Origin of the sequence: Winogradskya consettensis, assembly GCF_018332715.1 — a bacterium.
In the GTDB taxonomy this organism is placed as follows: Bacteria; Actinomycetota; Actinomycetes; order Mycobacteriales; family Micromonosporaceae; genus Actinoplanes; species Actinoplanes consettensis.
In genome coordinates this window covers 148,036-170,208 of the sequence record NZ_BOQP01000013.1, presented here as the reverse complement: position 1 = coordinate 170,208, position 22,173 = coordinate 148,036, and the positions used below count along the sequence as shown (strand labels likewise).

The following is a 22,173-nucleotide window of genomic DNA, read 5'->3' as shown; positions in this document are numbered from 1 at the left end:
AACCTAGGGCATCGCCGTGCCCGAATCTTGACCTGCTTTCGTACCGCAGGACCGCTAAGATCGAACGCGTGTTCGGCTACGGCAGGGCCTCGCGCACCATCACCAGGGCATCTTCGAGAGACTCGTGTTCCCAAATCCGCACGACGTTCCAGCCTGCCTCGGCTAGGGCGAGGTCGGCTCGGCGATCCCGCTCCATGTTTCGCTGGAGCTTCGGGGTCCAATACCACTCGTTCGTGGTGGGCTGTCGACCATGCTGAGGGCATACATGCCAGAAGCAGCCGTCTACGAAGACGGCAACCCTACGCGCCGTGAAGACAATGTCCGGTCGTACTCGTACGTTTTCGGGCAGTCTAAGCAGAAAGTCCTTGCGATAGCGGTACCCCAGCCGGTGCAGTGCGGACCGAAGCACGACCTCGGGCTTGGTATCCGTCCTGCGGTTAGCCTGCATGTTGCGCGACCGCCCCGCACTCAGCGGAGCTGGGTACAGGCCCTTCTCGTGCGCTTTCGTGCGTCCCTCAATCGGGTCGTGCCCAGACACGCCGATCACATCCTCCTACGGTGCTCGCAGCGCACCATTTCGTCTGAGGCAAGATAACTCGTCGGCAGCTGGGCTTAGCGCGCAGCCCTGGAAGGAGGCCCCATGGCCAGCTTTGAGGTAGTAGAAATTTGCGCCGGAGCCGGCGGTCAAGCACTTGGCCTAGAGAAGGCCGGCTTTGAGCACGCATTGGCTGTTGAGCTTGATCAGAATGCCTGCAACACGCTTCGTGAGAATCGCCCTTCCTGGAAAGTTGCGCAGGGTGACGTCGCCAGCGACGATGTGTGGAAGCCCGCCGACTACGAAGGCGTTTCGCTTCTCGCCGGGGGGGTTCCATGTCCTCCGTTCACAATTGCGGGTAAACAGTTAGGCGCAACCGACGAGCGTGACTTGTTTGCTTGGGCCGTTGAGCTTGCCGCGATTGTACGGCCCAGGGCTCTTCTCCTGGAAAATGTCCGCGGCTTAAGCATGCCAAGATTCGCAGGTTATCGGCAGCATGTGCTTGACCGGCTCGCGTCGCTTGGTTACGTAGCATCTTGGCAGCTGCTGCAGGCATCAGATTTTGGGGTTCCCCAACTTCGTCCTCGATTTGTGCTCGTTGCAATGCGTCCAGAGGACGCGGCTTACTTTGCGTGGCCGGAACATGTCGACGTAACGCCAACAGTTGGCGAAGCCATTGTGGACCTGATGGCCTCGAACGGCTGGGAGGGTGCCACGTCATGGGCTAAGCGCGCCGGCAAGATTGCGCCGACAATCGTAGGTGGATCCAAAAAGCACGGCGGTGCTGACCTGGGGCCAACCCGTGCCAAGCGTGCATGGGCTGAGATGGGCGTCGATGGGCTTGGAGTGGCGGACGAAGCGCCCATGCCCGGAGCATCGTTCGAGGTGGGCCCGAAGCTCACCTGCGACATGGTCGCTAGGATTCAAGGTTGGTCCGATGACTACGAATGGTCGTTCACCGGTCGCAAAACAACTAAATACAGGCAGATCGGAAACGCCTTTCCTCCGCCCGTGGCGGCGGCGGTTGGAAACTCGATCATGCGTGCCTTCCGGCGAGTAGGTATTCCCCAGCAGCGGGATGCAGTCGAACATGACCCTGTCTATCGTGTGTTGCGAGAGACTGAAGGTTTTGTGACTTTCAATCAACTCGTCAAAGCTGTTGGTCGTCCCATAGAGGCGCCGGAGATTGAGCGCCGCATCAGCTTGCTAAGTCGTGATTTTAATATTGAAGTGAATGAAGAAAAGGCCCTCCCTGCTTACCGGCTTGGTAATTTCCGGGCGTTCGTTGGCCAGGAGGACCATGATCGGCATGAGCTCTTTGCAAAATATCAAGCGCGCATCAGCTAGCGCCCGGAACATGGTTCTGATATATGAAAAAGGAGCATTTCGGGTTATTTAGCGACTGGGTCGCCATCTAGTCTGCAGCCGTATTATGCGATAGATTATTTGGGATGCATATAGTAAGTGGGCCACCGGCGGTGGAGTGGCGCCGGTGGTGAGCGCAGGTGTGCGGGAAGGTTTGGAGCAGGGCATTCTTACCGCCGGTGCCGAGTTCCCCAACGTCAACGTAAATCAGATCATCCGGACTTTTGTTTAGACGTCGGCGTATTTGTTCACCAGTTCAGGACTCAAGGCTGGTGAGTTGCGCTACGCCGACCAGCGCACGATCGTGTGGCAGGGCCGAGGCCTGTAACCCGGGGCGCCAGCCGACGTTACCGTTGCCGAGTGTTAGGCCCGGGCCGAGTGTGCAGGTTGGTCTGTGATGCTGCTGGTCACATTGGCAAGTCCTCAGCTGGGGCGCGCTCGGCGCAGCGTTTCGGCGTGGGCGCACCTACCTTTGGCTCGGCTGCTATCGCGCGATATCTATGTCCATGGGCGGAACGAACTAGCAGAGGCGCCGCAGGCCCGGCCTTCCGAGATTGGATACACGTAAGGTACGAAGGTGCTGTGTAGACGGTGTGACGCATGACGTTGGCGTTCGTAGGGCACGTCCCGCTGCGCAAGGGCTCGTCATATAGCGTGACCTGCACAGGAGTAGGACGCCGGCTAAGGGGATCACGTGGAGCTGTTGCACTCGGGGAAGGTCCGGGAGGTCTACTCGGACGGGGATGACATCGTTCTCGTCGCTTCGGACCGGATTTCGATCTATGACGTGATTCTGCCGACGCCGATCCCTGACAAGGGGAAGATTCTCACTCAGCTGTCGCTGTGGTGGTTCGACCAGCTGTCGGATGTGGTGCCCAACCACATCATCTCGGCGACCGATGTCCCCCAGGAGTGGGCGGGCCGGGCCGTGCGCTGCGAGCGCCTCGAGATGGTCATGGTCGAGTGCATCGTTCGGGGCTATCTTGCCGGCTCGGGGTTGAAGAGCTACGAGAAGGATGGCGCGATCTGTGGCGTTCCGCTGCCTGCGGGGCTGACCGAGGCTTCCAAGCTGCCGGAGCCGATTTTCACCCCGACGACCAAGGCGCCGGTGGGGGCGGGTCATGACGAGAACATGACGTACGCCGAGGTGGAAGTTGCCGTTGGGCCTGATGTTGCCGCTGAGCTGAAGCGGATCGCGCTGGAGGTCTACCGGCGTGGGGCTGAGGTTGCCGAGCGGAGCGGGATCCTTCTTGCCGACACGAAGATTGAGGTCGGGTTCGCGGATGGGCGGCTCAAGCTTGGTGATGAGCTGCTGACGCCGGATTCGGCGCGGTTCTGGGCTGTTGACGAGTGGCAGCCGGGGAAGCCGCCTCGTTACCTCGACAAGCAGTTCCTGCGGGACTGGTCTTCGCAGTCCGATTGGGACCGTACGGATCCCGGGCCGGAGATTCCTGACGAGGTTGTCGAGGCGACCCGGAACCGGTATGTCGAAGTTTATGAGCGGCTCACCGGCGACAAGTGGCGCTAGAGGGTCTCGGGCTCGTCGATGGGGGCTGAGATCGGCGGGGCCGGCGTCGGGACCGTGGTGGTGGCGTTGGCCTCGTTCAGCTCGCCGTCGCGGCGCAGGTTTTCTACGGCTTCTTCGCTGCTGACGTGGCGGATGCCCTCGGGGGAGCTGCCTACGGTGGCGGCGATGAACGGGTCGGTCATGGTTTCCTCCAGGGTGGGGCGGCGGCGACCATGGCGTCGAGTGTGGACGCGGGCACAGCTTCGCGTTACCCCCACCCGGGCGACGTTGAAACCAGACGTTGAACCAGACGTAGAAACTAGTGTCGGTCGGCGACCAGGTCTCGGGGCCAGGCGGCTTTACTCCCGCACGCGTCGCAGCCGAGCTGTTCGCCGCACTGCGCGCACCAGTCGTTGGAGCGGCGCAGATACCAACCAAGGGCCACGCCTGCGAGCAGGCTGGCCAACCCTATGAGCGCGGCCAGCGTGATGGCTCCGGTCACCTGAAGCCCAGCAGTGCGGCGCCGTCGCCACCGGTCTTGGGGCGGCGGAACGCGAGGGCGTTCTCCTGGCGGCGGTCGAGGGCGGGGTCCTCGTCGGCCCGGTAGGTCACATACGGCGCGGTGAACGTGTCCACGCCCGTGCCCATGTGACTGCCGGGGCGGTAGGTGACGGTCACTGCCATGACCGAGGACGCCTCGATCACGCCGGCACGCCAGCCGTTGCGGTAGACCCAGACGGGGTCCGCCTTGTGGTAGCTGTTCGCCGGCGCTACCTCGGCCGGGTCACGCTGCGGTGGGGCCATGCTCGGGGTCGACATCGAGAGCCTCCTGCTTCCGGGATCGACTCGGTCATCGGGCGGTGCCCTGAGCGGTCGCGTCGTGTGACCACCGGAATGGCCACACTTTTCAGCACTCTGTGTCAGCGCACCAACGACCGCCTGTCAGATATCATGCTCGGGATCGAGTGCGTCCGCAAGGTCGGATGCACGTGCATCCGGCACGTGCGTCTGAATGAGAGGATGGCCGAACGTTCGGTTTTCCGTCGGACGATCTCACCCTTAGGATGCATTGGGCGACGGATCTGCAACTTGCAGGTTTGCGGGCAGTACGGGACAAGGAGCCAGGTGAGCGCGGGTTCGCAGGACGAGGCGCCCAACAGTGGCCCCACCGTGCTCCGCATCCTCCTCGGTGCGCAGCTTCGCCGGCTTCGTGAAGGCAAGGGGATCAGCCGTGAGGACGCCGGCTATGAGATCCGTGCCTCCGGCTCGAAGATCAGCCGCATGGAGCTCGGGCGTGTCAGCTTCAAGGAGCGTGACGTCGCCGATCTGCTGACCATGTATGACGTCAAGGACTCGGCCGAGCGCGAGGCGCTGCTGGGTCTGGCCCGGCAGGCGAACAACCCCGGCTGGTGGCACCACTTCGGCGATGTCATGCCGTCGTGGTTCCAGTCCTATCTGGGCCTCGAAGCCGCCGCGTCACTGATCCGGACGTACGAGATCCAGTTTGTACCCGGCCTGTTGCAGACGCCGGAATACGCCCGCGCTGTGATCATGCTCGGTCACGCGGGCGCGACCGCGGACGAGATCGACCGTCGCGTCGAGTTGCGCCGTCAGCGGCAGTTGCTGCTGGAGCGCACCGACCCGCCGCAGCTGTGGGCCGTCATCGACGAGGCCGTGTTGCGCCGCCCGATCGGCGGTTTCGATGTGATGCGCGGCCAGATCGAGGCGCTCATCGAGGCGTCCAAGAAGCCGAACGTCCGGCTCCAGATCATCCCGTTCCACATCGGCGGGCACGCCGCCGCGGGCGGGCCCTTCGCGATCCTGCGCTTCCCGGAGCCGGAGCTGCCCGACGTGGTCTACGTCGAGCAGCTGACCAGCGGTATCTATCTGGACAAGCGGGACGACGTCGACCAGTACGCGATCGCCATGGAGCGCGTATGCATCGACGCCGACCCGCCGAACCACACCCAGGAGATCCTCGGCAAGCTGCTGCACGAGATCGGCCGCCCCAACTGAGAGTGGCCGAATTGATCTTCGGTCGTGGCTCGGTAACTTTCTGTATTTAATTCGCCCAGGTGTCACTCGGGTGGCTACAGAGATTCACCCAAGCAGGTGGTCGAAGTCCCCATCGCGGACCCCACCGAGGAAAGCCTCGATCTCGGCAGGCGTGTAGATCAGGGCCGGGCCCTCCGGGTCGCGGGAGTTTCGCATCGCCACGCTGCCGTCCGGCAGGGTCGCGCACTCGACGCAGTTGCCGCTGGGGTTGCTGCGGCCACTCTTTTTCCAGCTCACATCCTGCAGCTGGCCGGCGGGCATGCCGTTGAAGATGCGCGTCATTACTTGACTCCCTAACGGTGAGACCGGTCCGGGGACCGGCGATGTGTGTCCCGCTGGCTACCTGCTGTGCAGATGCACGTGCATTTGGCCTTGCGTTCTCACATGATTGTGAGCATGATAACGCACGTACCCCACCCTATGGGGATCACGGAGGGTGACATCTTTGCGTGACGGGTTGGTCGCGGAACGGCCCGTGCGGCCACTGACGCGGGGCTCTCTGGCGGGGGCGTCCGAGCGGAGGAAAGGTATGTCTGTCCCGAACACCGGCCCGGAACTCTGGACCCTCACCGATAACGACGCTGTTGACGCGCAGAGACGTTGCAATCCGGCTCTCATCATTCGAGGCGAGCAACACACCGATGGCATGAGAGCGGCTACCACCCGCGCGGCCACAGTGTCCCACCGGTTCGGAGGGGTGCGCTACGCATTGACCCGGAAGGACGGCATCCGTCCGGGTCCGCCCCTTCCGGACGATGGCGGTGATTCCCACGCGCGTCACTGAGCACGTCCATTGCGCCCGAACGCGCCGCCCCTCGGGGGTCGCAGGCCTGCGTGGCTGGTCAATAACGGCGACAGCGTTCCGCGGCGGCCGTCCGCAGGCCAGCCTCGCCGCATGGCCGATCCACGTCTTCGAGGAGCACGACTACTGCTATGGGATCGGCCCGCTCGTCATGCGTCTCAAGCGCGTCGAGTGGGGTAAGCCGATCCCGCACGAGGGCGACGTCTGGCTGGAGGTCGAGGGCACCGTGGTCGACCCGCGCACCGGCCGCCCCGGGCCTGTCCGTCAGGTCCTGGTGCGTGCCAGCCGCCTGCCGAATCCCCCGGCCCGGAAGCGTCCACGTTTACGGCCCTGACAACGTCATAGAAGAGGAGCGGCGCCGGTTGCGGCGTCGCTCAACGCGCGCCCCAGCGGTGCGCAGCCCGGATCCCGGCCGGGCGGTCCGGTTCCCCCGTGCTGGATCGCTCGGCCGGCCGGGTATGAACAGGCCGGGTATGAACAGGCCGCGTCTTTCACGAGCTGCGTCTTTCACAGGCCGCGTCTTTCGCAAGCTGCGTCTTTTACAAGCTGCGTCTCGGAGGCCGCGGTTTCGTAGGCCAGGTATTCGCGGGCCGCGTTTTCGTGGGCCGCGTTTTCGTGGAAAGGCCGGCCCGGGAGTCGGATATCTGCGACAAAAGGGTGAAGATCAAAATCTGGATGTCGTGCCTGAGTGGTGGGTGCAGACCGCAACTCCCGTCGAGGCCGGGCCCGACCGGCCAAGGCGCCGAGGGCGCCAGAACAGCCGCCCGCACCCTTCGTTCTGCGTGAGTTGGCCACCTCACCCCGAGCGTTCCACTCCCGCTTCAGGCACATGCTGATCTTGGCGCGCAGAATATGGGCATGACCCTTCTCGGACTGGACGCCGATCAGCTGCTCTCCACCACACGGGCGGTCCGCAAGCGACTGGACCTCGAACGCCCCGTCCCCGACGAGCTGATCCGTGAGTGCGTGGCCATGGCCCTGCAGGCGCCGTCGGGCTCGAACGTCGTGACCATGCGCTTCGTCGTCGTCCGCGACGAGGCGAAGCGCCAGGCAGTCGGGCAGGTCTACCGCGAGGTGTACGCCGGCTACAAGGCTTCGCCCTACTACCCAGGGCTCTCGACGGGGGACGCTGCCCGCGATCGGGTTCAGGGCAGGGTCGCGAGCTCCGCCGACTTCCTGGGCGACCACATGGGCGACGCCCCCGCCCTGGTCCTCGGGTGCACAATCGGCCCCGACCGAGCGTCAGCCGAGGCCGGCCTGGGCAACATCCTCCCCGGCATGTGGAGCTTCATGCTCGCGGCGAGAGCCCGCGGCCTCGGGACAGCCTGGACCTCGATGCACCGCGCCCGCGAGCGCGACGTGGCCGATATTCTGGGCATCCCCTACGAAACCGTCGCGCAGGCGGTCCTCACCCCGCTCGCGTACACAAAAGGCACCGCATTTCACCCCGCCGAGCGACCCGACCCGAACTCGGTGATCCACTGGGATTCCTGGTGAGCCGCACGGCCCGCCTCGACCACCGAATGTCCTCCCGAATGCCACGCACCATCCCGGAGGTCGTGCCAGGCGTACCCGAACTCGTCCTCGTCGAGAATTGAGTCCCAAGCCACCGACGACAACCACGGCGACGTCTCATCCCGCAGCGCACCCAAGCCGGCGCCTTCGACGAGGGCCGTGCCGTACGCGCTGAACACACCGTCGATCACAAATCCGCGGTACGCCTGGTCCGACGTCGACACAGAGATGAGCACCGCACCCGGACACGCCGTCCTGACGGCACTCAGCGCAGCCTCCACGCACTGCGCATCATCCATCCACGCTCCGCGCGGCACGCTCAACCCGTCCTCCAACCGGAGACCTCTCCGTCCCTGGCAGTCACCGGCCGCTGAAGCCCGGCCCAGGACGAGCCGCCTGAGCAGTCGAAGCTCAATCGCTGCGACCAGTGAGCCAGCCGCCACGTCAGTGCTTGTGGTTGACCGTAAACCCGTGGGAATCGGGGTTTGCGGGCGATGTCGGCCCGGGGGCTTCAGGGTTTGCGGGCGACGCCGGCCCGGGGGCTTCAGGGTTTGCGGGCGACGCCGGCCCAGTAGTAGGTGGCTTCGGGGTTGTCGACCGGGGCGTCCGGGCGCCAGGCGGAGGTCGGGACGATGCCGGGCGGGAGTAGTTCCCAGTCGCCGAAGAAGCGTGCTACTTCGTCCTTGGTGCGCGCGACCAGGGTCATGCCTGCGCCGCGTGCTGAGGCGACCGCTTCGCCGACCGCTGCCGGGTTGAAGTCGGCGGTGGGGTGGGTGATCGCTAGGACGCTGCCCGAGGGGAGGGCGTCGCGGAGCCGGGCGACCAGGGCCCACGGGTCGTCGTCGTCGGAGAGCAGCATCAGGATGGCGATGAGGGTCAGGCCGACGGGCTGCTTGAGGTCGAGGGTTTCCTGGAGAACCTTTTCGGTCAAAATCGAATCAGGGTCGCGGATATCCGCCGAGATGTACTCGGATCGTCCCTGTTCGCTACTGACCATGAGCGCGCGGGCGTGCACGAGCACGATCGGGTCGTTGTCCACATAGATCACTCGGGTCTCGGGGGCGAGGCGCTGGGCGATCTCGTGGAGGTTGGGGCGGGTCGGGATGCCGGTGCCGATGTCGAGGAACTGGCGCAGGCCTTCCCCGGTGACCAGGTCGCGGGCTGCCCGGTGCACGAACTTGCGGTTCTCGGCGGCCATCGCACGCAGGCCGGGGATCGCCTGCAGCATCGCGTCGCCGACCTGTCTGTCCGCGGCGAAATTGTCCTTGCCGCCGAGCCAGTAGTCGTAGATGCGGGCCGAATGCGGCACGTTCGGGTTGACCCCGGGCGGCGCCGTCTCGCTGTCACTCGTCATACCGACCGCCTCCGCTGATCTGCTGGACGTGCTGATCTGCTCGACATGCTGATCTGCTCGAATTGGCTGATCTGCTCGACATGCTGATCAGCTCGACATCATGAGGGGCCGGCCCGGAAATCGAGACTACGCCCCGAAGCAAGGGGGTCAGCGTAGCGCTCGAAGATGATCAATTTCAGCCGTGTCGCCCACCCGGACGAGGGCCACGGACGCATCCCCGCATATCGGATGCACGCACCCGCCCAAGCCTGCCCCCAGCGGAGCCGAGCCGACCAAACGGCCCGGCGCAGCGAATCGGCCCGGCCCAGCGGAACGGCCCGGCACAGCGGAACGGCCTGGCCCAGCGAATCGGGCCGGCGCAGAGAAAGCAGGCGGCGTTAGGCGGCGTTGGCGCTGTTGCGGTAGGAGCGGTGGCGGCCGTCGAGGTGTTTGCCGGCGACGACCCGGTCGCGGCCTGCGTGTTTGGCGACGTAGAGGTTGCGGTCCGCGATGGACAGCAGGGCGGCCTGCGACGCGGTGTTCGTGTCGGTCAGCCCCGCGACCCCGATGCTCACGGTGATCGGCATGCCGTGGGTCAGTTCGGACCAGTCGTAGGAGGAGATTGCGACGCGGATGCCGTCGAGGTGGGTGCCGGCGGCGGGGCCGGTGATTCCGGGGAGGGCGAGCAGGAATTCCTCGCCACCCATTCGGGCGACGAAGCCGTCCGGTGAGACGGCTGCCAGCTCCGTTTCGAGGATTTTGGCTACCTGGATCAGCACCTGGTCGCCGATGTTGTGGGAGAGCTGGTCGTTCACCCGTTTGAAGTGGTCGAGGTCGACGATGGCCACGGTGAGGCCGATGCACTGCTCGATCATTTCGGGCAGCTGTTCGTCGAGGTAGCGGCGGTTGCGCAGGCCGGTCAGCGGGTCGCGGCGGGCCTGCTCGCGGAAGCGTTCGGCCTCCTGGCGTGCCTCGGTCGTCTCGAACATCGCCTGCCGGGTGCGGGCCTGGGCCTCACGCTGCGAAGAGTGCAGGGCGTGGTGGGCGGCGAAGAAGATCTTGTGGACGGCGAAGGCCTCGGCGAAATCGCCTCGCGCCGCGTGCAGCTCGGCCTGTTCCTGATGTACGCGGACCAGCACATCGCCGAGTCCCCGCGAGACGCACAGCTCCCGGGATCTGTCGAGGCTGTCCTGCGCACGATCGGTGACGCCGAGGAACCGCTGTGCACGGGCGAGCGTGAGCTTGTACTCGGCGAGAGCGTCGGCGTCTTCGTACTTACCGAGCTCGTGCCTGCGTACGGCTTCCAGCAGCAGTTGCTCGGCTTCTGAGTAGTTGCCGTTCTCGATCTCGATGGCGCCGATCGTGTCCAGGCCGGCCGGGTCCAGCTCGAGCCCGTGTTCCAGGGCGATCAGCTGGAGTTGGTTGGTCACGGCCTGGGCTCGTTCGTGTTCGCCGGCGGCGTGCTCGGTGTACGCGTAGTTGTTGAGCACTCCGAGAAGCAGCTTCGGTTCGCCGAGTTCGGCGGCGAGCACCTCGGTCTGTTCGTAACGGGCACGGGCGGCGTCCATCGAACCGGCCAGCCCGAGCGCGTCGGCGAGCTTGGTGCGGTGCCAGACGTGCATGTACGCCGTCGCGCTCTCGTCCAGCAGCTCAACCGCGAGCACGGCGTGTTCCAGGCACTGCGCGGCGTCGCCGAGGTGGCGATGGATGTTGGACCAGACGAGGTGGGTCCGGGCCTGCAGGACGCGGTCGTCGTGATCGGCGGCCCAGCGGTGCAGAGCCCAGATCTGGCGGGCGGCGCCGGCGACGTCTCCCATGCGCATCAGCATGTTCGCCTGGCAGAGCCGGGCGCGGGTGATCAGCCGCTCGTCGCCGAGGGCACGGGCCTGGCGCTCGTACGCGGTCGCGGTGTCGTACGACGAATCCGCGGCCCAGACGTACTGGTCCTCGAGCTCGGTAAGGGCAGCGGACAGCTGGTCGGCGTCGGTCAAGCGCCCCTGCATCGGCCTGCTCCTCTCGGTGTCACCACGATTCATCGACAACTCGGGCTCCCGCTGAAGAACAATCACCAATGCGCTCTGTTTCCGAAGGTTAGCCGTGAGTGAACACTTGATCCCACAGTCGCAGACGTGATCCATCTCGCGGCCGCCGGCGGGAAGCGGCCGATGTACGTCGTACAGTTGGCGCATGGCCAAGCGGAATCAGCGTCTCAGCAGGGATGTGATCGTCGACTGCGCGATGGCGCTCGCCGATGCCGAGGGTCTGGAGGCCGTGACGATCCGGCGCCTGGCCCAGGAGAACGGCGTCACGCCGATGGCCATGTACTGGCATTTCAACGACAAGGAAGCCCTGCTCGACGCGTTGGCCGCGCATCTTGTCGAGGCCGTCAAGCTGCCGCCGCCGTCGGAGGCCCCCTGGGACGCCCAGCTTCGCGACGTACTCGAAGCCATCGCCGTTGCCCTGCGCCCGCATCCGACCGTGGCCGGAATGGCGGCACGTCAGGTTCTCGTTGCCGACGCCGGCCTGGAGCTGACCGAGCGGGTGCTCGCGCTCCTGGCCGAGGCCGGGCTGGAGCCGCACCGGGCCGCGGAGGTCGCCACGTTCCTGTTCTGCTCGGTCGTCGCGCTGGTCGCCGGCGATCCGGGGCAGCGCGAGGTCGTCACGCCCGAGGATCTGGAAGGCCGGCTCCGGCTCAAGACCGCGACGCTCACAGCGCTGCCCCCGACCCGGTTCCCGCACCTGATCGCAGCCGCCCCGGGTCTGGTCAGCTGTTTCGGTCAGGACGACTTCTTCGATCTCAACCTCGACCTGCTGGTCCAGGGCGTGCGAGGCATCCGGTAGAGCAACGTCACATCCCTTGACGCTCCTGTACGCCGTACATATACGGTGTACATGTACGCCGCATAGGGCGGCTTGAGCGTGGGGGTGAAGCGGTGTCCCGTAATCCATGGCCGACCCTGGCCGTAGTGGCAGTCGCGCAGTTCATGGTCGTGCTGGACGTGACGATCGTGAACGTGGCGCTGCCCGACATACAGCAGGATCTCGGGTTCAGTGCCTCCGCGCTGCAGTGGGTGATCAGCGCGTACACCCTGCTCTTCGGTGGTTTCCTGTTGCTCGGCGGCCGGGTTGCCGACCTCGTCGGGCGACGCCGGATGTTCGTGATCGGCCTGCTGCTGTTCGGCCTGACGTCGCTGCTCGCCGGGCTGGCCCAATCGCCGGACCAGCTCATCGTGCTGCGAGCCGTTCAGGGGCTCGGTGGCGCACTGCTCTCCCCGGCGGCGTTCGCCATCCTCACCGTCACGTTCGCCCACGGTCGTGAGCGCAACATCGCGATGGGCATCTGGGGCGGCCTGGCCGGACTGGGCGGCACGCTGGGTGTGATCGCGGGCGGCGTACTCGTGGACTCGCTCTCCTGGCGTTGGATCTTCCTGGTCAACGTGCCCTTCGCCATCGTGCTGGCACTGCTGGCGCCGTCGATCGTGGCGGAGAGCCGGGCATCCCGGACCGGCCCGCGCACGTTCGACGTCGCCGGTGCGCTGTTGAGCACCGCCGGCCTGCTGGCCATCGTGCTCGGCGTGATCCGGGCTGAACCCCTCGGGTGGTCGTCCTTCGAGGTGATCGCCCTGCTCATCGGTGGTGCGGCTCTGCTGTTCGCCTTCGTACGCGTAGAGGCCCGTTCGGCTGCTCCACTCGTACCCCTCACGCTTTTCCGGGTTCGAAGCATGACCACGTCGACGCTGGCGCTGGCACTCAACGGCGCGGCGTTCCTGGCCATGTTCTTCCTCACCGCGATCTTCCTCCAGCAGGTCCGCGGTCTCACCGCCCTCGAAACCGGCCTGGAATTCCTCCCGATGGGCTTCGCCGCGATCGCCAGCGCCGTGGTCTCCGCGCAGCTCGTCACCCGCTTCGGCACCAAGCCCGTCCAGATCGGCGGCGGCGTCCTGAGCATCGCCGGCCTGCTCCTGCTCTCCCAGGCCGACGCCACCTCGTCCTACGCCGCCACGGTGCTGCCCGGCCTGGTCCTCTTCGGCATCGGCATCATCGCCGTCGGCACCCCCGCCTCGATCTCCGCCGTCGCCGACGTCACCCACGAACAGGCCGGCGCGGCCTCCGGCGTGGTCAACGCGGGCTACCAGATCGGCGGCGCCCTCGGCCTGGCGATCATCACGACGTTCTCCACCTCGCACGTGGAGAGCCTGCTCGGCGATGGCGCTCAGCCGCAGGAGGCGCTGGTCGGCGGGTTCGAGCGGGGTCTGCTGATCGCTGCTGTCTTCGCTGCCGCGAACATCCTGGCCGCCCTCGCCGCACCCCGCCTGCGCCCCACCGAGGAGCAGATGGCCGAAGCCGCAGTCGCGGCCTGACCGCACGAAACGCCGGCCCTGTGGAAGCGGGCCGCGCGAAACGCCGGCGCTGTGGAAGCCGGCCGCGCGAACGTCGGCTCGGCGAAAGCCAACCGCAAGAGATGTTGGCCCGGCGGAAAGCTGGCCGCGCACGAAGCAGCGCCCGGGCGGTTCGCCCGGGCGCTGCGGTGATTTCAGTTGTGCACAATTAAATTGTGCACAACTGATCGTGGTGGGTGGGTCAGCGGGTGATGGCTTCGGCGGGGACGGTGGCTTCGTCCGCGGCGGGCTTGGTTTCTGCGGCGGCCTTGGTCATGTCGAGCGAGGTGCGCAGAGTGATGTTCTTGAAGAAGAGCGAGGCGACGACGCCGATGACCGCGATGAAGGCGGAGATCATGAAGATGTGGCCGGTGGCGTCACCGTAGGCGGCCCGGACGATGTGCTGGATGGAGGCGGGGAGGCTGGTGAGGTTCAGGGCGCTGATGCTGCCGCCGCCGGAGCCGGCCGGGGCGCCTGAGGCGGCGAGCTGGCTGGTGATCGAGTCGGTGACACGGTGGGCGAGGACCGCGCCGAGGACGGAGACGCCGATCGTGCCGCCGAGGGAGCGGAAGAAGGCGATCGTGGAGCTGGCGGCGCCGATGTCCTTGAGGGAGACCGAGTTCTGGACGGCGAGGACCAGGTTCTGCATCGACATGCCGACGCCGACGCCGACCAGCAGCATGCCGGTCCAGAGGAACCAGAGCGGGGTTTCGTGGTCCATGAAGGCGAGCATGGCGAAACCGGCGACCAGGATTGCCGTACCCGCGAGGATGTAGGGCTTGATCTTGCCGGTCTTGGTGATCATGCGGCCGGAGACCGTTGAGGAGACCAGGAGGCCGCCCATCAGGGGGATGGTGAGCAGGCCGGCTTCGGTGGGGCTGTAGCCGCGGCCGATCTGGAAGTACTGGCCGAGGAAGACCGAGCCGCCGAACATCGCCATGCCGACCGCGAGGCTGGCGACGATGGCCAGGGCGGTGTTGCGCTGCTTGACGATCGGCAGGGGGACGACCGGCTCGGCGACGCGGGATTCGACCCAGACGGCGGCGACGAGGATCAGGATGCCGGGGATGACCATGGTGAAGGTCTGCCAGGAGATCCAGGCGAAGGAGCTGTCGACGAACGAGATCCAGATCAGGATGACGCTCACGCCGAGGGCGATCAGGCTCGCGCCGACGTAGTCGATCTTGACGTTGTCGCGCTTGAAGACCGGCAGGTGCAGGGTGCGCTGCAGGACGATCAGGGCGAGGACCGCGACGGGCGCGCCGGCGAAGAAGCACCAGCGCCAGCCCAGCGGGGAGTCGACGATGACGCCGCCCAGCAGCGGGCCACCGACCGTGGCGAGGGCGAGGACTCCGCCGAGGTAGCCGTTGTAGCGGCCGCGTTCGCGGGGCGCGATCATCGCGGCGATGGCGACCTGGACCAGGGCCTGGACGCCGCCGAGGCCGATGCCCTGGAAGGCGCGGGCGGCGATCAGCTCGCCGGCGGTCTGGGAGAAGCCGGCGACGATCGAGCCGGCGACGTAGATGATGATCGAGAGCTGGACCAGCAGTTTCTTGCTGTAGAGGTCCGAGAGCTTGCCCCAGATCGGGGTCGTCGCCGTGCTGGTGAGCAGCGTTGCCGTGACGACCCAGGTGTACTGGTTCTGGGTGCCGTTGAGCGATCCGATGATCGTCGGCAGGGCGGTCGAGACGATGGTAGCGCTGGACATGGCGACGAACAGGGCCAGCAGGAGGCCGCTGAGGGCCTCCAGGATCTGGCGGTGGCTCATCGCATCAGGTTCGACGCGCGTGGTGGTGGGTGCGCTCATCGCGCGGCCTCCAGCGGGTAGTTGGCTTGCGGGAGGCGCGCGGCCTCCGGCGAGGTGGTGGTTCGGGGGAGAAGGTCTGCGGAGAAGCGCTGCATGAGCGCGGTGAAGACGGCTATGTCGTCGAGGTCCCATCCCCGCATGGCCATGGCGAGGCGGTCGTCGATCCAGCCGTAGATCTCGTCGAGGGTGCTGCGGCCGTGGGCGCTCAGGGCAAGGACGCTGGCGCGGCCGTCGACCGGGTCGGCGCTGCGGTCGACGAGGCCGGACTTGACGAGGGCGGCGACCGAGCGGCTGACCGTCGAGGGATCGAGCGAGCAGCGGACGGCGAGGTCCTTGAGGTGGCAGCCCGCGTCGGAGCCGGGGGTCATCTGGTCGATCGACGCGAGCACCATCAGGGTGCCCGGGGGCACGGCCGCGTGCTGGCTCGGCAACTCGCCCTTGAAGAGGCGGAACGCCGTGAACATCTCGCGGACCTGATGGAGCAGTTCGCGACGAGCCGCGGTGCCGGCGTCGTCAGGCATGGGAGCCTCCTGCGGGATGGGTGTCACATACAACTATCTGCCAGACTTGCTCAAAGTGCAAGTTTGCCCATTGGGAAGTGATGCAGATCGCCGCTAAGCTTCGGCCATGAGTACCGCCACGTCCGAGCCCGGGCTGCGGGAGCGCAAGAAGGCCGCTACCCGCCAGGCCCTGCATGAGGCCGCGGTCCGGCTCGCGATCGCGCACGGGGCTGACCGGCTCACGGTGGAGGCGGTGGCAGACGAGGCCGGGGTCTCCCGGCGCACGTTCTCCAACTACTTCGCCAACAAGGAAGAGGCGCTGCTGTACGGCGACCACCGCCGCATCGCCACGCTCGTCGACCTGGTCCGGGGCCGCCCAGCGCAGGAGAGTGCGTGGACCGCGCTGGCCGGAGCGTCCGACGAGTACTACGAGCAGATCGGTGTGGTCGACCCGCAGTGGGTGGCGCAGACGCGGCTGCTGCGTACCGAGCCGGCATTGCTCGTCCAGCAGGTCAGCACGTTCGCCGCGCTGGAGCAGGAGCTGGCGGGCGCAGTCGCCGATCGGCTCGGCGATCCCGTCACCGCCCGGCTGATGGCCGCCACGTTCATGACCGCGATGCGGGTCGCGCTGCACTTCTGGCTGGAGAGCCCGGACGAGACACCCCTGCGTGACCTGGCCCGGCGTACGGTCGCTGAGCTCGGTAAGGGTTTTGAACGAGAAAACGCGGCCCCGTAAGGGACCGCGTTCTCTCTGGGGATGGTTCTTCCGTTGGGGGACGGAAATCTGAGGTCTAGCCCTTGAAGCCGGCGAAGATCTTGGAGAACTCGAACGGCGACTGGGTGACGTTGGTGCACTGGAAGAGCGCGCCGTTGCAGGCGTTCTTGTCGCGGTTGACCTCCCAGAAGGAGACGAACCCGAGGTGGTTGCTGTTGGCGAAGGCGACCAGGTCCCGGGCGTCGTCCTGGGTGAAGGTGCCGTTGTCGTCGTTCTTGCCCAGCATCGGGGTCACGCCGACCATCTTGAAGGCGGCCGCGTCGCTGTTGCCGTAGACCGACTTGATCTGGTCCTTGGTCGACTTGACGGCCTGGATCGCGAGGTCGCCGTAGTCCTGGCCGGAGCGGCCGTAGTCCATCGCCATGATGTTGACCAGGTCGAGGTCGACGCCCGCGTTCTTCGCCGACTTGACCACGTTCACACCGTCGGCGGTGAGGCCCTCGGGCAGCACCGGCAGGGTCAGCGAGATCTTCAGGCCGGGGTTGGCCTTCTGCAGCGCGGCGAGCGCGGTCGAGCGGCGGGCGATCGTGGTGGGGTCGGCCACGGCCGCGCCCTCGATGTCGAGGTCGATGTACTTCAGGTTGTACGCGGAGACGACCGCCTGGTACTCGGCCTGCAGCGCCTTCACGTCGGTGCACGCCTGCGCCAGCTCGATGCCGGTCGCGCCGCCGAAGGACACCTTCACGTCGCCGCCGCCGGCGCGGATCGCCGTGATCTGGTCACCGAACTGCTTGGCCCGCGGGTCGAACGCGTTGAACCAGCTGGCCTTGCAGCCGACGCTGGTGACGAACGCCAGCGAGTACGACTTGACGTTCCCGCTCGATGCCAGCTGCGACAGCGTGGTGCTGCCGTTGGAGAGCAGGCCCATGTCGACGTACGGCGCGACGAGCACGTTGCCGCTGCCCGATGACGGCGGGGTGGTGGTCGCCGGTGCGCTGGTCGGTGCCGTCGTCGGCGCCTTCGTGGTGGGCGCGGTCGTGGGCGCCTTGGTGGTCGGTGCCGTGGTGGGCGCCTTGGTCGTCGGCGCGGTGGTGGGTGCCGTGGTCGGGGTCGAGCCGCCGCCACCGCAGGACGCGCCGTTGATCGTGCAGCTGGTCGGTGCGCCGCCGCCGGTCACGATGAACCCGAACGTGGTGGTCGCGCCGGCCGGGATCGTGGCGTTGTAGCCCTTGTCCTTCGCCGTCGACGTGGTCCCCGCGGTGGTGACCGTGGCCTCCCACGAGCTGCTGAGCTTCGCGCTCGCCGGCAGGCCGAAGACGAGCTGCCAGCCGTTGACCGCGGCGCCACCGGAGTTCGTGATCGTGTATTTGCCCTGGTAGCCGCTGCCCCAGTCGGAGTCCTTGGTGAAGCTCGCCGTGAGCCCGCCGGTGGCCTGCGTCGACGGGTTGGTGGCAGCGACCGCGGCGACGGCGCCACCGCCGATGGCGATTGCGGCGGCTCCCGCGTAGATGGCCAAACGCAGACGACGACGTGCCATGGGCAGAACTCCGATCAAGGTAAGGCTGAGAACGAGACTGATCGTTATCCCGTACGGCTTAAAGCGTTCTGCCAAATTCCTTAAGTCTGTTTTAAGTGGCACCAACCGGCGTCGACGATCACGGTCGGTAAGGGGGATAACGTGCCCGTATGAACAAGACCACCGTGGACATCACGACCCCGGACGGCGTCGCGGACGCGTACCTGGTGCTGCCCGACGGCGACGGGCCGTTCCCGGGCGTGCTGCTCTACCCGGATGCCTTCAGCCTGCGTCCCCGCATCTTCGAGATGGCAGACCGGATCGCCGAGCACGGGTACGCCGTCCTCGCCCCGAACCTGCTCTACCGAGGCAAGCGCGCCCCGCTCTTCGAGGGCTCCCTGCAGACCCCGGAGGCCCGGGAAGCCGCCGTCGCCACGATCATGCCGCTCGTGATGGCGCTGAACACTCCCGAGATCCTGTCGGACACCAGGGCGTACCTGGACTTCTTCAGCGCCTACGAGACCGGCCCGGTCGCGATCACCGGTTACTGCATGGGCGGGACGAACGCGTTCAAGGCGATCGCGGCGTACCCGGACCGGATCAAGGCCGTTGCCAGCTTCCACGGCGGCCGGCTGGTGACCGATCAGCCGGACAGCCCCCACCTCGCGGTAGGGGCCATCACGGGTGAGCTGTACTTCGGTCATGCCGACAAGGACCACTCGATCACCGCCGAGCAGATCGCCGTGCTCGAGCAGGCGCTGGACGAGGCCGGGGTCACCTACACGTCGGAGATCTACGACGGCGCCTCGCACGGCTACACGATGACCGACACGTCCGCGTACGACGAGGCCGGCGAGAAGCGCCACTGGGAAAACTTGCTCGCACTACTCGGACGAGTTTTCCCTTAAGCCGGGACGGGCCCTGCCGATGGAGGGAGACGTGATCACAACTCGTACTCGTCTTCCTCGTCGAGCAGGCCGTGGAAGTAACGGCGCAGCGCCGTCACGTCGTACACCTGCCGGACCTCACTGATCAGGCCGTCGGTGACCGTCAGGAACTCCGCGAAGCGCGCCGTGCCGAAGGGAGCGGCACAGTCGTAGACCAGCGCCGCCCGGTCGTCCGCGCAGACGGTCGAGGCGATCGTGACCGAGTCGGCGAACGCGGCCATCCGTTGCAGGAGCTGGGCCAGCTCCTCGTCATCGGCAGGCTGGTCGAGGTTCCACTCGATCTCGGCGTCCGGCGCGATGACCCGGAGCATGGCGCTGCGGTCCTGATGGATCCACGACTGGGCGTAGAAGGCCGCTACCTCCCCGGTGGCAGACATCAGCCGGCGACCATCGAGTCGCCGGAGACGAACGAGTAGCCCTGCGCCTTGAGCCCCGTGACCAGCGTCTTCAGGTGGTCCGTGCCGAGGTACGCGTGGTAGAAGAAGCTGGCCACGCCGTCGCGTACGACCAGGTTGCGGTCCGCGGAGGCGAGCAGGTCGGCGGGCAGCCGGGCCGGGTGGTTGTTGAACGGCTCGGGCTCGACGTTGCCGATGTTCTCCGGAATGACGACCGAGCCGTAGACGTCGCGGACGGCGTACGGGAAGAACTGCCCGAACTGACGGGTGTAGTCGAACTTCGCCCCGGTGAGCACGCCCGGGAAGTAGAGGCCGCGGTCGTAGCGCTTGCCGAACAGCGTGTTGATCGTCTGGTAGTCCAGGCCGCTCGCCGCGTAGTGCGGGAACTCGAACGTCGTGGGCATGCCCAGGCCGGCGAGCGCGAAGGTCAGGCCGGCGGCGGTGACCCGGCTGGTCACGTATGACGCGGAGTCCTCCTTGACCGGGCCGTCGTAGATGACGCTGTTGTTCGCGTCGACGTGCGCCATGTAGAACTCGAAGTCGTTCGCGCTGACGCCGTCGTACGGGTTCGCCACGTTGCCGTACTGGTGGGTGTAGCCGTGCATGATCAGCGTGCCGCCGCGCTGCTGCATGTACTTCAGCGCCGCGACGACCTTCGGCTTGTTCACCAGCGTGTAGTCCTGGGCCTTGCCGTTGTTCTGCACGCCCTTCGGGTCGCGGTACCGCGGGTAGACGGCGACGCTGAACGGGACCTTCTCGGCGTAGAGGTAGTCGGCGATCGCCTTGAGCTCGTCCGGGTCGGAGTCGGGGCCGACGTCCTCGATGCGGGCCAGGGCGCGGTGCCGCTCCCGGGAGACGCCGGTGTCGCCGAGCGAGTCGAAGAGGATGTCGGCGAACGCGAGGTAGCGGTCGTCGTGGGTCACGTACGCGAACGGGATCTCGCCGACGTAGGTGAAGTTGCCGGACTGCACGGCCCAGGGGAAGGTGGTGCCGTCCGGGCGTACGGCCGATGCCAAGGTCTTGAACTTGGTGGTGTCCGAGACCGTGAGGTTCATGATGCCGGACTTGTCGGTCGTGTCGCGGGTGAGCTTCTTGCCCTTGTAGTCGACCTCGGTCACGTCGGCGAAGTCGAACGAACCGCTGGTGAAGCCGTGGGTGGCGGCGAAGTTCGCGTCCTTGGCGGCCAGCTGCCAGATGTTGTCGAAGAGCCAGGTCACCGGCTTCTTCGTCGCGGTGATGTCGGCGAGGAAGGCGGCCGGCAGCGGCTCGTCGTAGGTGGAGCCCACGTAGACCACGGCCGTGTAGGTGTTCAGGTCGCCGGCCTTGTAGGCCGCGACCGGCGCCGCGGTCCAGGAACCGAAGTGCGAGGCGAGGTTCGCGGTCTGGGTGGCGTAGACCTCGCCCATCCAGCCGTAGTCGCCGGTGGTGTCGTAGAGCACGAGCGTCTTCGCGGTGCCGCCGCCCGGCGCGGCCTTGCCCGACTTGGTGGCGGCCGACGTGGTGGTGGTCGCGGCGTCGGCATTCATCACGCCGACCCCGAGGGCGGCGGTGGCGGTGAGGGCGACGCCGGCGCCGAGGATCGTGCGGCGGGTGAGCTTGGGGGTACGCATCAGAAGGACGCTCCGTACGTGACAGCGGCGGTGGATTCGAAGGCGGGCATCGGTGCGGGAGCCTCGGCGAGGCCGAGTAGGTGCGCGGTCGCCTGAGCGGTACGGCCGGCCGCGAGACCGTCGCCGTAGGGGTTTCCGCCCGCGGTCATCGCGTCGCGGCGGACCCGGCTGTCGAGCAGCAGAGCCGCCTCCTTCACGATCAGTTCGGGGTTGGAGCCGACGAGCTTGGCGCAACCGGCGTGCAGCGACTCGACCCGTTCGGTGACCTCGCGCAGCACCAGCGCGGGCACGCCGAACGACGGGGCCTCCTCCTGGATGCCGCCCGAGTCGGTGAGCACCAGGTATGCCTCGGAGAGCAGGCGCGACAGATCGGGGTACGGCAACGGGTCGGTGACCGTGACCCGCTCGACGCCGCCGAGCCCGGCCTCGACCTGGGCGCGGACCGCGGGGTTCGGGTGGCTCGGCAGGACCACGTCGATGTCGTCGTAGCGCTCGACGAGCTCGCGGACGGCGGCGAGGATGCGGTCGAGCGGGGCGCCCCACGACTCGCGGCGGTGCGCGGTGACGACGACCAGCCGGTTCTCCGACTCGGCGCGGGCGGCCAGCGCGGGGGTCTCGTACGGCATCCGGCGCCCGGCCACCGCGAGCGTGGCGTCGACGACGGTGTTGCCGGTGATCAGCACGTCGGTGGTGTCGATGTTCTCGTCGAGCAGGTTCATGGCGGCCAGCGGCGTCGGCGCGAGGTGCAGCGACGCGACCTGCGCGACCAGTCGCCGGTTGCCCTCCTCGGGGAACGGCGACTCGAGGTCACCGGAGCGCAGCCCCGCCTCGAGGTGCACGACCGGGATCCGCCGCCAGAACGCTGCGAGCGCGCCGGCCAGGCTCGTGGTGGTGTCGCCCTGCACGATCACGGCGGCGGGGGTCCGCTGCGCCCAGAGCTCGTCGAGCTGCCGGATCATCTCGGTGAGCAGCTCGGCCTGGGTGCCGGTGCCCCGCTCGACGGCCAGCGTGACGTCGGGTTCGAGGCCGAACGCGACGAGCGCCTGGCTGACCATGGTCGGGTGCTGGCCGCTGGCGACCAGGACGGGGGTGAGCAGGCCGGCTTCGCGCATGGCGAGCACTACGGGGGCCAGCTTGACGGCTTCGGGGCGGGTGCCGCCGATCAGGTGCACTTCGGGGAGCGACATGGTTG

The 22,173-nt window shown here is 67.0% G+C and carries 22 protein-coding genes; 9 read left to right on the top strand and 13 right to left on the bottom strand.

Features of this window, described 5'->3' with window-relative positions; translation table 11 throughout:
• Positions 1–76 precede the first annotated feature (76 nt).
• Positions 77–538: a very short patch repair endonuclease gene (locus Aco04nite_RS15695; RefSeq protein WP_280519347.1), complete on the bottom strand. Its 462-nt coding sequence runs from the start codon at positions 536–538 to the stop codon at positions 77–79.
• 102 nt (positions 539–640) lie between these two features.
• On the opposite strand from Aco04nite_RS15695, the gene Aco04nite_RS15690 reads away from it, so the two are divergent.
• Positions 641–1,882 carry a DNA cytosine methyltransferase gene (locus Aco04nite_RS15690; protein WP_212997942.1) on the top strand — a complete coding sequence of 414 codons (1,242 nt, stop codon included), beginning with the start codon at positions 641–643 and terminating at the stop codon, positions 1,880–1,882.
• 712 nt (positions 1,883–2,594) lie between these two features.
• Positions 2,595–3,428 (top strand): phosphoribosylaminoimidazolesuccinocarboxamide synthase, encoded by an 834-nt coding sequence (locus Aco04nite_RS15685; RefSeq protein ID WP_212997941.1) that lies wholly within the window; start codon positions 2,595–2,597, stop codon positions 3,426–3,428.
• Here Aco04nite_RS15685 and Aco04nite_RS15680 read toward each other — a convergent pair.
• On the bottom strand, positions 3,425–3,610 hold the full coding sequence (locus tag Aco04nite_RS15680) for a hypothetical protein (RefSeq protein ID WP_212997940.1): 186 nt from the start codon (positions 3,608–3,610) through the stop codon (positions 3,425–3,427). The two genes, Aco04nite_RS15685 and Aco04nite_RS15680, sit on opposite strands and share 4 nt — an antisense overlap.
• A gap of 295 nt (positions 3,611–3,905) precedes the next feature.
• A complete protein-coding gene (locus tag Aco04nite_RS15675; RefSeq protein ID WP_203837503.1) occupies positions 3,906–4,226 on the bottom strand; it encodes a hypothetical protein in 321 nt (106 codons plus the stop codon).
• Between the two features lie 306 nt (positions 4,227–4,532).
• On the opposite strand from Aco04nite_RS15675, the gene Aco04nite_RS15670 reads away from it, so the two are divergent.
• On the top strand, positions 4,533–5,423 hold the full coding sequence (locus Aco04nite_RS15670; protein WP_212997939.1) for a Sco1979 family transcriptional regulator: 891 nt from the start codon (positions 4,533–4,535) through the stop codon (positions 5,421–5,423).
• A gap of 84 nt (positions 5,424–5,507) precedes the next feature.
• On the opposite strand, the gene Aco04nite_RS15665 is transcribed toward Aco04nite_RS15670, so the two are convergent.
• A complete protein-coding gene (locus Aco04nite_RS15665) occupies positions 5,508–5,744 on the bottom strand; it encodes a DUF397 domain-containing protein (protein ID WP_203837505.1) in 237 nt (78 codons plus the stop codon).
• Between the two features lie 479 nt (positions 5,745–6,223).
• Between Aco04nite_RS15665 and Aco04nite_RS15660 the strand changes: the two genes are divergently transcribed.
• The gene (locus Aco04nite_RS15660; RefSeq protein ID WP_244876018.1) at positions 6,224–6,598 is read left to right on the top strand and encodes a hypothetical protein; all 375 of its coding nucleotides are present in this window, start codon (positions 6,224–6,226) and stop codon (positions 6,596–6,598) included.
• Between the two features lie 524 nt (positions 6,599–7,122).
• The gene (locus tag Aco04nite_RS15655) at positions 7,123–7,761 is read left to right on the top strand and encodes a nitroreductase family protein (RefSeq protein WP_212997938.1); all 639 of its coding nucleotides are present in this window, start codon (positions 7,123–7,125) and stop codon (positions 7,759–7,761) included.
• On the opposite strand, the gene Aco04nite_RS15650 is transcribed toward Aco04nite_RS15655, so the two are convergent.
• The 3 genes from Aco04nite_RS15650 to Aco04nite_RS15640 all read right to left on the bottom strand — a co-directional run bounded on the left by Aco04nite_RS15650 (position 7,707) and on the right by Aco04nite_RS15640 (position 11,115).
• Entirely contained in the window at positions 7,707–8,078 is a 372-nt protein-coding gene (locus Aco04nite_RS15650) for a hypothetical protein (protein WP_212997937.1), read from the bottom strand. The two genes, Aco04nite_RS15655 and Aco04nite_RS15650, sit on opposite strands and share 55 nt — an antisense overlap.
• A 245-nt stretch (positions 8,079–8,323) precedes the next feature.
• Complete coding sequence (locus Aco04nite_RS15645) at positions 8,324–9,133, bottom strand: SAM-dependent methyltransferase (protein ID WP_212997936.1); 810 nt, start codon at positions 9,131–9,133, stop codon at positions 8,324–8,326.
• A 377-nt stretch (positions 9,134–9,510) separates the two neighbouring features.
• Positions 9,511–11,115, bottom strand: a complete 1,605-nt coding sequence (locus tag Aco04nite_RS15640) for a tetratricopeptide repeat-containing diguanylate cyclase (protein WP_212997935.1) — start codon at positions 11,113–11,115, stop codon at positions 9,511–9,513.
• A 184-nt stretch (positions 11,116–11,299) separates the two neighbouring features.
• On the opposite strand from Aco04nite_RS15640, the gene Aco04nite_RS15635 reads away from it, so the two are divergent.
• Both Aco04nite_RS15635 and Aco04nite_RS15630 read left to right on the top strand, forming a co-directional pair.
• Positions 11,300–11,953 carry a TetR/AcrR family transcriptional regulator gene (locus Aco04nite_RS15635; RefSeq protein ID WP_212997934.1) on the top strand — a complete coding sequence of 218 codons (654 nt, stop codon included), beginning with the start codon at positions 11,300–11,302 and terminating at the stop codon, positions 11,951–11,953.
• Positions 11,954–12,045: 92 nt separating this feature from the next.
• Positions 12,046–13,473, top strand: a complete 1,428-nt coding sequence (locus Aco04nite_RS15630) for a DHA2 family efflux MFS transporter permease subunit (RefSeq protein ID WP_244876017.1) — start codon at positions 12,046–12,048, stop codon at positions 13,471–13,473.
• A gap of 220 nt (positions 13,474–13,693) precedes the next feature.
• Here the strand turns inward: Aco04nite_RS15630 and Aco04nite_RS15625 are convergent, their stop codons facing one another.
• Both Aco04nite_RS15625 and Aco04nite_RS15620 read right to left on the bottom strand, forming a co-directional pair.
• Positions 13,694–15,298, bottom strand: coding sequence for an MFS transporter (locus tag Aco04nite_RS15625; RefSeq protein ID WP_212997933.1), 1,605 nt, complete (start codon positions 15,296–15,298; stop codon positions 13,694–13,696).
• A complete protein-coding gene (locus tag Aco04nite_RS15620) occupies positions 15,295–15,819 on the bottom strand; it encodes a MarR family winged helix-turn-helix transcriptional regulator (RefSeq protein WP_244876016.1) in 525 nt (174 codons plus the stop codon). The genes Aco04nite_RS15625 and Aco04nite_RS15620 overlap by 4 nt, the downstream gene beginning before the upstream one ends.
• A 106-nt stretch (positions 15,820–15,925) precedes the next feature.
• Here Aco04nite_RS15620 and Aco04nite_RS15615 point away from each other — a divergent pair, with 106 nt between their 5' ends.
• The gene (locus Aco04nite_RS15615; protein ID WP_212997932.1) at positions 15,926–16,534 is read left to right on the top strand and encodes a TetR/AcrR family transcriptional regulator; all 609 of its coding nucleotides are present in this window, start codon (positions 15,926–15,928) and stop codon (positions 16,532–16,534) included.
• 55 nt (positions 16,535–16,589) lie between these two features.
• Here Aco04nite_RS15615 and Aco04nite_RS15610 read toward each other — a convergent pair whose 3' ends face one another.
• On the bottom strand, positions 16,590–18,050 hold the full coding sequence (locus tag Aco04nite_RS15610; RefSeq protein ID WP_212997931.1) for a cellulose binding domain-containing protein: 1,461 nt from the start codon (positions 18,048–18,050) through the stop codon (positions 16,590–16,592).
• 149 nt (positions 18,051–18,199) lie between these two features.
• On the opposite strand from Aco04nite_RS15610, the gene Aco04nite_RS15605 reads away from it, so the two are divergent.
• A complete protein-coding gene (locus tag Aco04nite_RS15605) occupies positions 18,200–18,937 on the top strand; it encodes a dienelactone hydrolase family protein (protein ID WP_212997930.1) in 738 nt (245 codons plus the stop codon).
• A 35-nt stretch (positions 18,938–18,972) separates the two neighbouring features.
• On the opposite strand, the gene Aco04nite_RS15600 is transcribed toward Aco04nite_RS15605, so the two are convergent.
• The 3 genes from Aco04nite_RS15600 to wecB are packed head-to-tail and all read right to left on the bottom strand — an operon-like array spanning position 18,973 to position 22,168.
• Positions 18,973–19,353 (bottom strand): nuclear transport factor 2 family protein, encoded by a 381-nt coding sequence (locus Aco04nite_RS15600; protein ID WP_212997929.1) that lies wholly within the window; start codon positions 19,351–19,353, stop codon positions 18,973–18,975.
• Positions 19,353–20,981 (bottom strand): DUF2334 domain-containing protein, encoded by a 1,629-nt coding sequence (locus Aco04nite_RS15595; RefSeq protein ID WP_212997928.1) that lies wholly within the window; start codon positions 20,979–20,981, stop codon positions 19,353–19,355. Before Aco04nite_RS15595 ends, Aco04nite_RS15600 begins: the two co-directional genes overlap by 1 nt.
• The gene (gene wecB, locus Aco04nite_RS15590) at positions 20,981–22,168 is read right to left on the bottom strand and encodes a non-hydrolyzing UDP-N-acetylglucosamine 2-epimerase (RefSeq protein ID WP_212997927.1); all 1,188 of its coding nucleotides are present in this window, start codon (positions 22,166–22,168) and stop codon (positions 20,981–20,983) included. Before wecB ends, Aco04nite_RS15595 begins: the two co-directional genes overlap by 1 nt.
• Positions 22,169–22,173 lie beyond the last annotated feature (5 nt).

Excerpts from the sequence above, each read along its gene's own strand:
- Aco04nite_RS15690 (WP_212997942.1), top strand. The coding sequence starts at position 641 with ATGGCCAGCTTTGAGGTAGTAGAAATTTGCGCCGGAGCCGGCGGTCAA.
- Aco04nite_RS15680 (WP_212997940.1), bottom strand. The coding sequence starts at position 3,610 with ATGACCGACCCGTTCATCGCCGCCACCGTAGGCAGCTCCCCCGAGGGC.
- Aco04nite_RS15675 (WP_203837503.1), bottom strand. The coding sequence starts at position 4,226 with ATGTCGACCCCGAGCATGGCCCCACCGCAGCGTGACCCGGCCGAGGTA.
- Aco04nite_RS15665 (WP_203837505.1), bottom strand. The coding sequence starts at position 5,744 with ATGACGCGCATCTTCAACGGCATGCCCGCCGGCCAGCTGCAGGATGTG.
- Aco04nite_RS15655 (WP_212997938.1), top strand. The coding sequence starts at position 7,123 with ATGACCCTTCTCGGACTGGACGCCGATCAGCTGCTCTCCACCACACGG.
- Aco04nite_RS15650 (WP_212997937.1), bottom strand. The coding sequence starts at position 8,078 with ATGGATGATGCGCAGTGCGTGGAGGCTGCGCTGAGTGCCGTCAGGACG.
- Aco04nite_RS15645 (WP_212997936.1), bottom strand. The coding sequence starts at position 9,133 with ATGACGAGTGACAGCGAGACGGCGCCGCCCGGGGTCAACCCGAACGTG.
- Aco04nite_RS15640 (WP_212997935.1), bottom strand. The coding sequence starts at position 11,115 with ATGCAGGGGCGCTTGACCGACGCCGACCAGCTGTCCGCTGCCCTTACC.
- Aco04nite_RS15635 (WP_212997934.1), top strand. The coding sequence starts at position 11,300 with ATGGCCAAGCGGAATCAGCGTCTCAGCAGGGATGTGATCGTCGACTGC.
- Aco04nite_RS15625 (WP_212997933.1), bottom strand. The coding sequence starts at position 15,298 with ATGAGCGCACCCACCACCACGCGCGTCGAACCTGATGCGATGAGCCAC.
- Aco04nite_RS15620 (WP_244876016.1), bottom strand. The coding sequence starts at position 15,819 with ATGCCTGACGACGCCGGCACCGCGGCTCGTCGCGAACTGCTCCATCAG.
- Aco04nite_RS15615 (WP_212997932.1), top strand. The coding sequence starts at position 15,926 with ATGAGTACCGCCACGTCCGAGCCCGGGCTGCGGGAGCGCAAGAAGGCC.
- Aco04nite_RS15610 (WP_212997931.1), bottom strand. The coding sequence starts at position 18,050 with ATGGCACGTCGTCGTCTGCGTTTGGCCATCTACGCGGGAGCCGCCGCA.
- Aco04nite_RS15605 (WP_212997930.1), top strand. The coding sequence starts at position 18,200 with ATGAACAAGACCACCGTGGACATCACGACCCCGGACGGCGTCGCGGAC.
- Aco04nite_RS15600 (WP_212997929.1), bottom strand. The coding sequence starts at position 19,353 with ATGTCTGCCACCGGGGAGGTAGCGGCCTTCTACGCCCAGTCGTGGATC.
- Aco04nite_RS15595 (WP_212997928.1), bottom strand. The coding sequence starts at position 20,981 with ATGCGTACCCCCAAGCTCACCCGCCGCACGATCCTCGGCGCCGGCGTC.
- wecB (WP_212997927.1), bottom strand. The coding sequence starts at position 22,168 with ATGTCGCTCCCCGAAGTGCACCTGATCGGCGGCACCCGCCCCGAAGCC.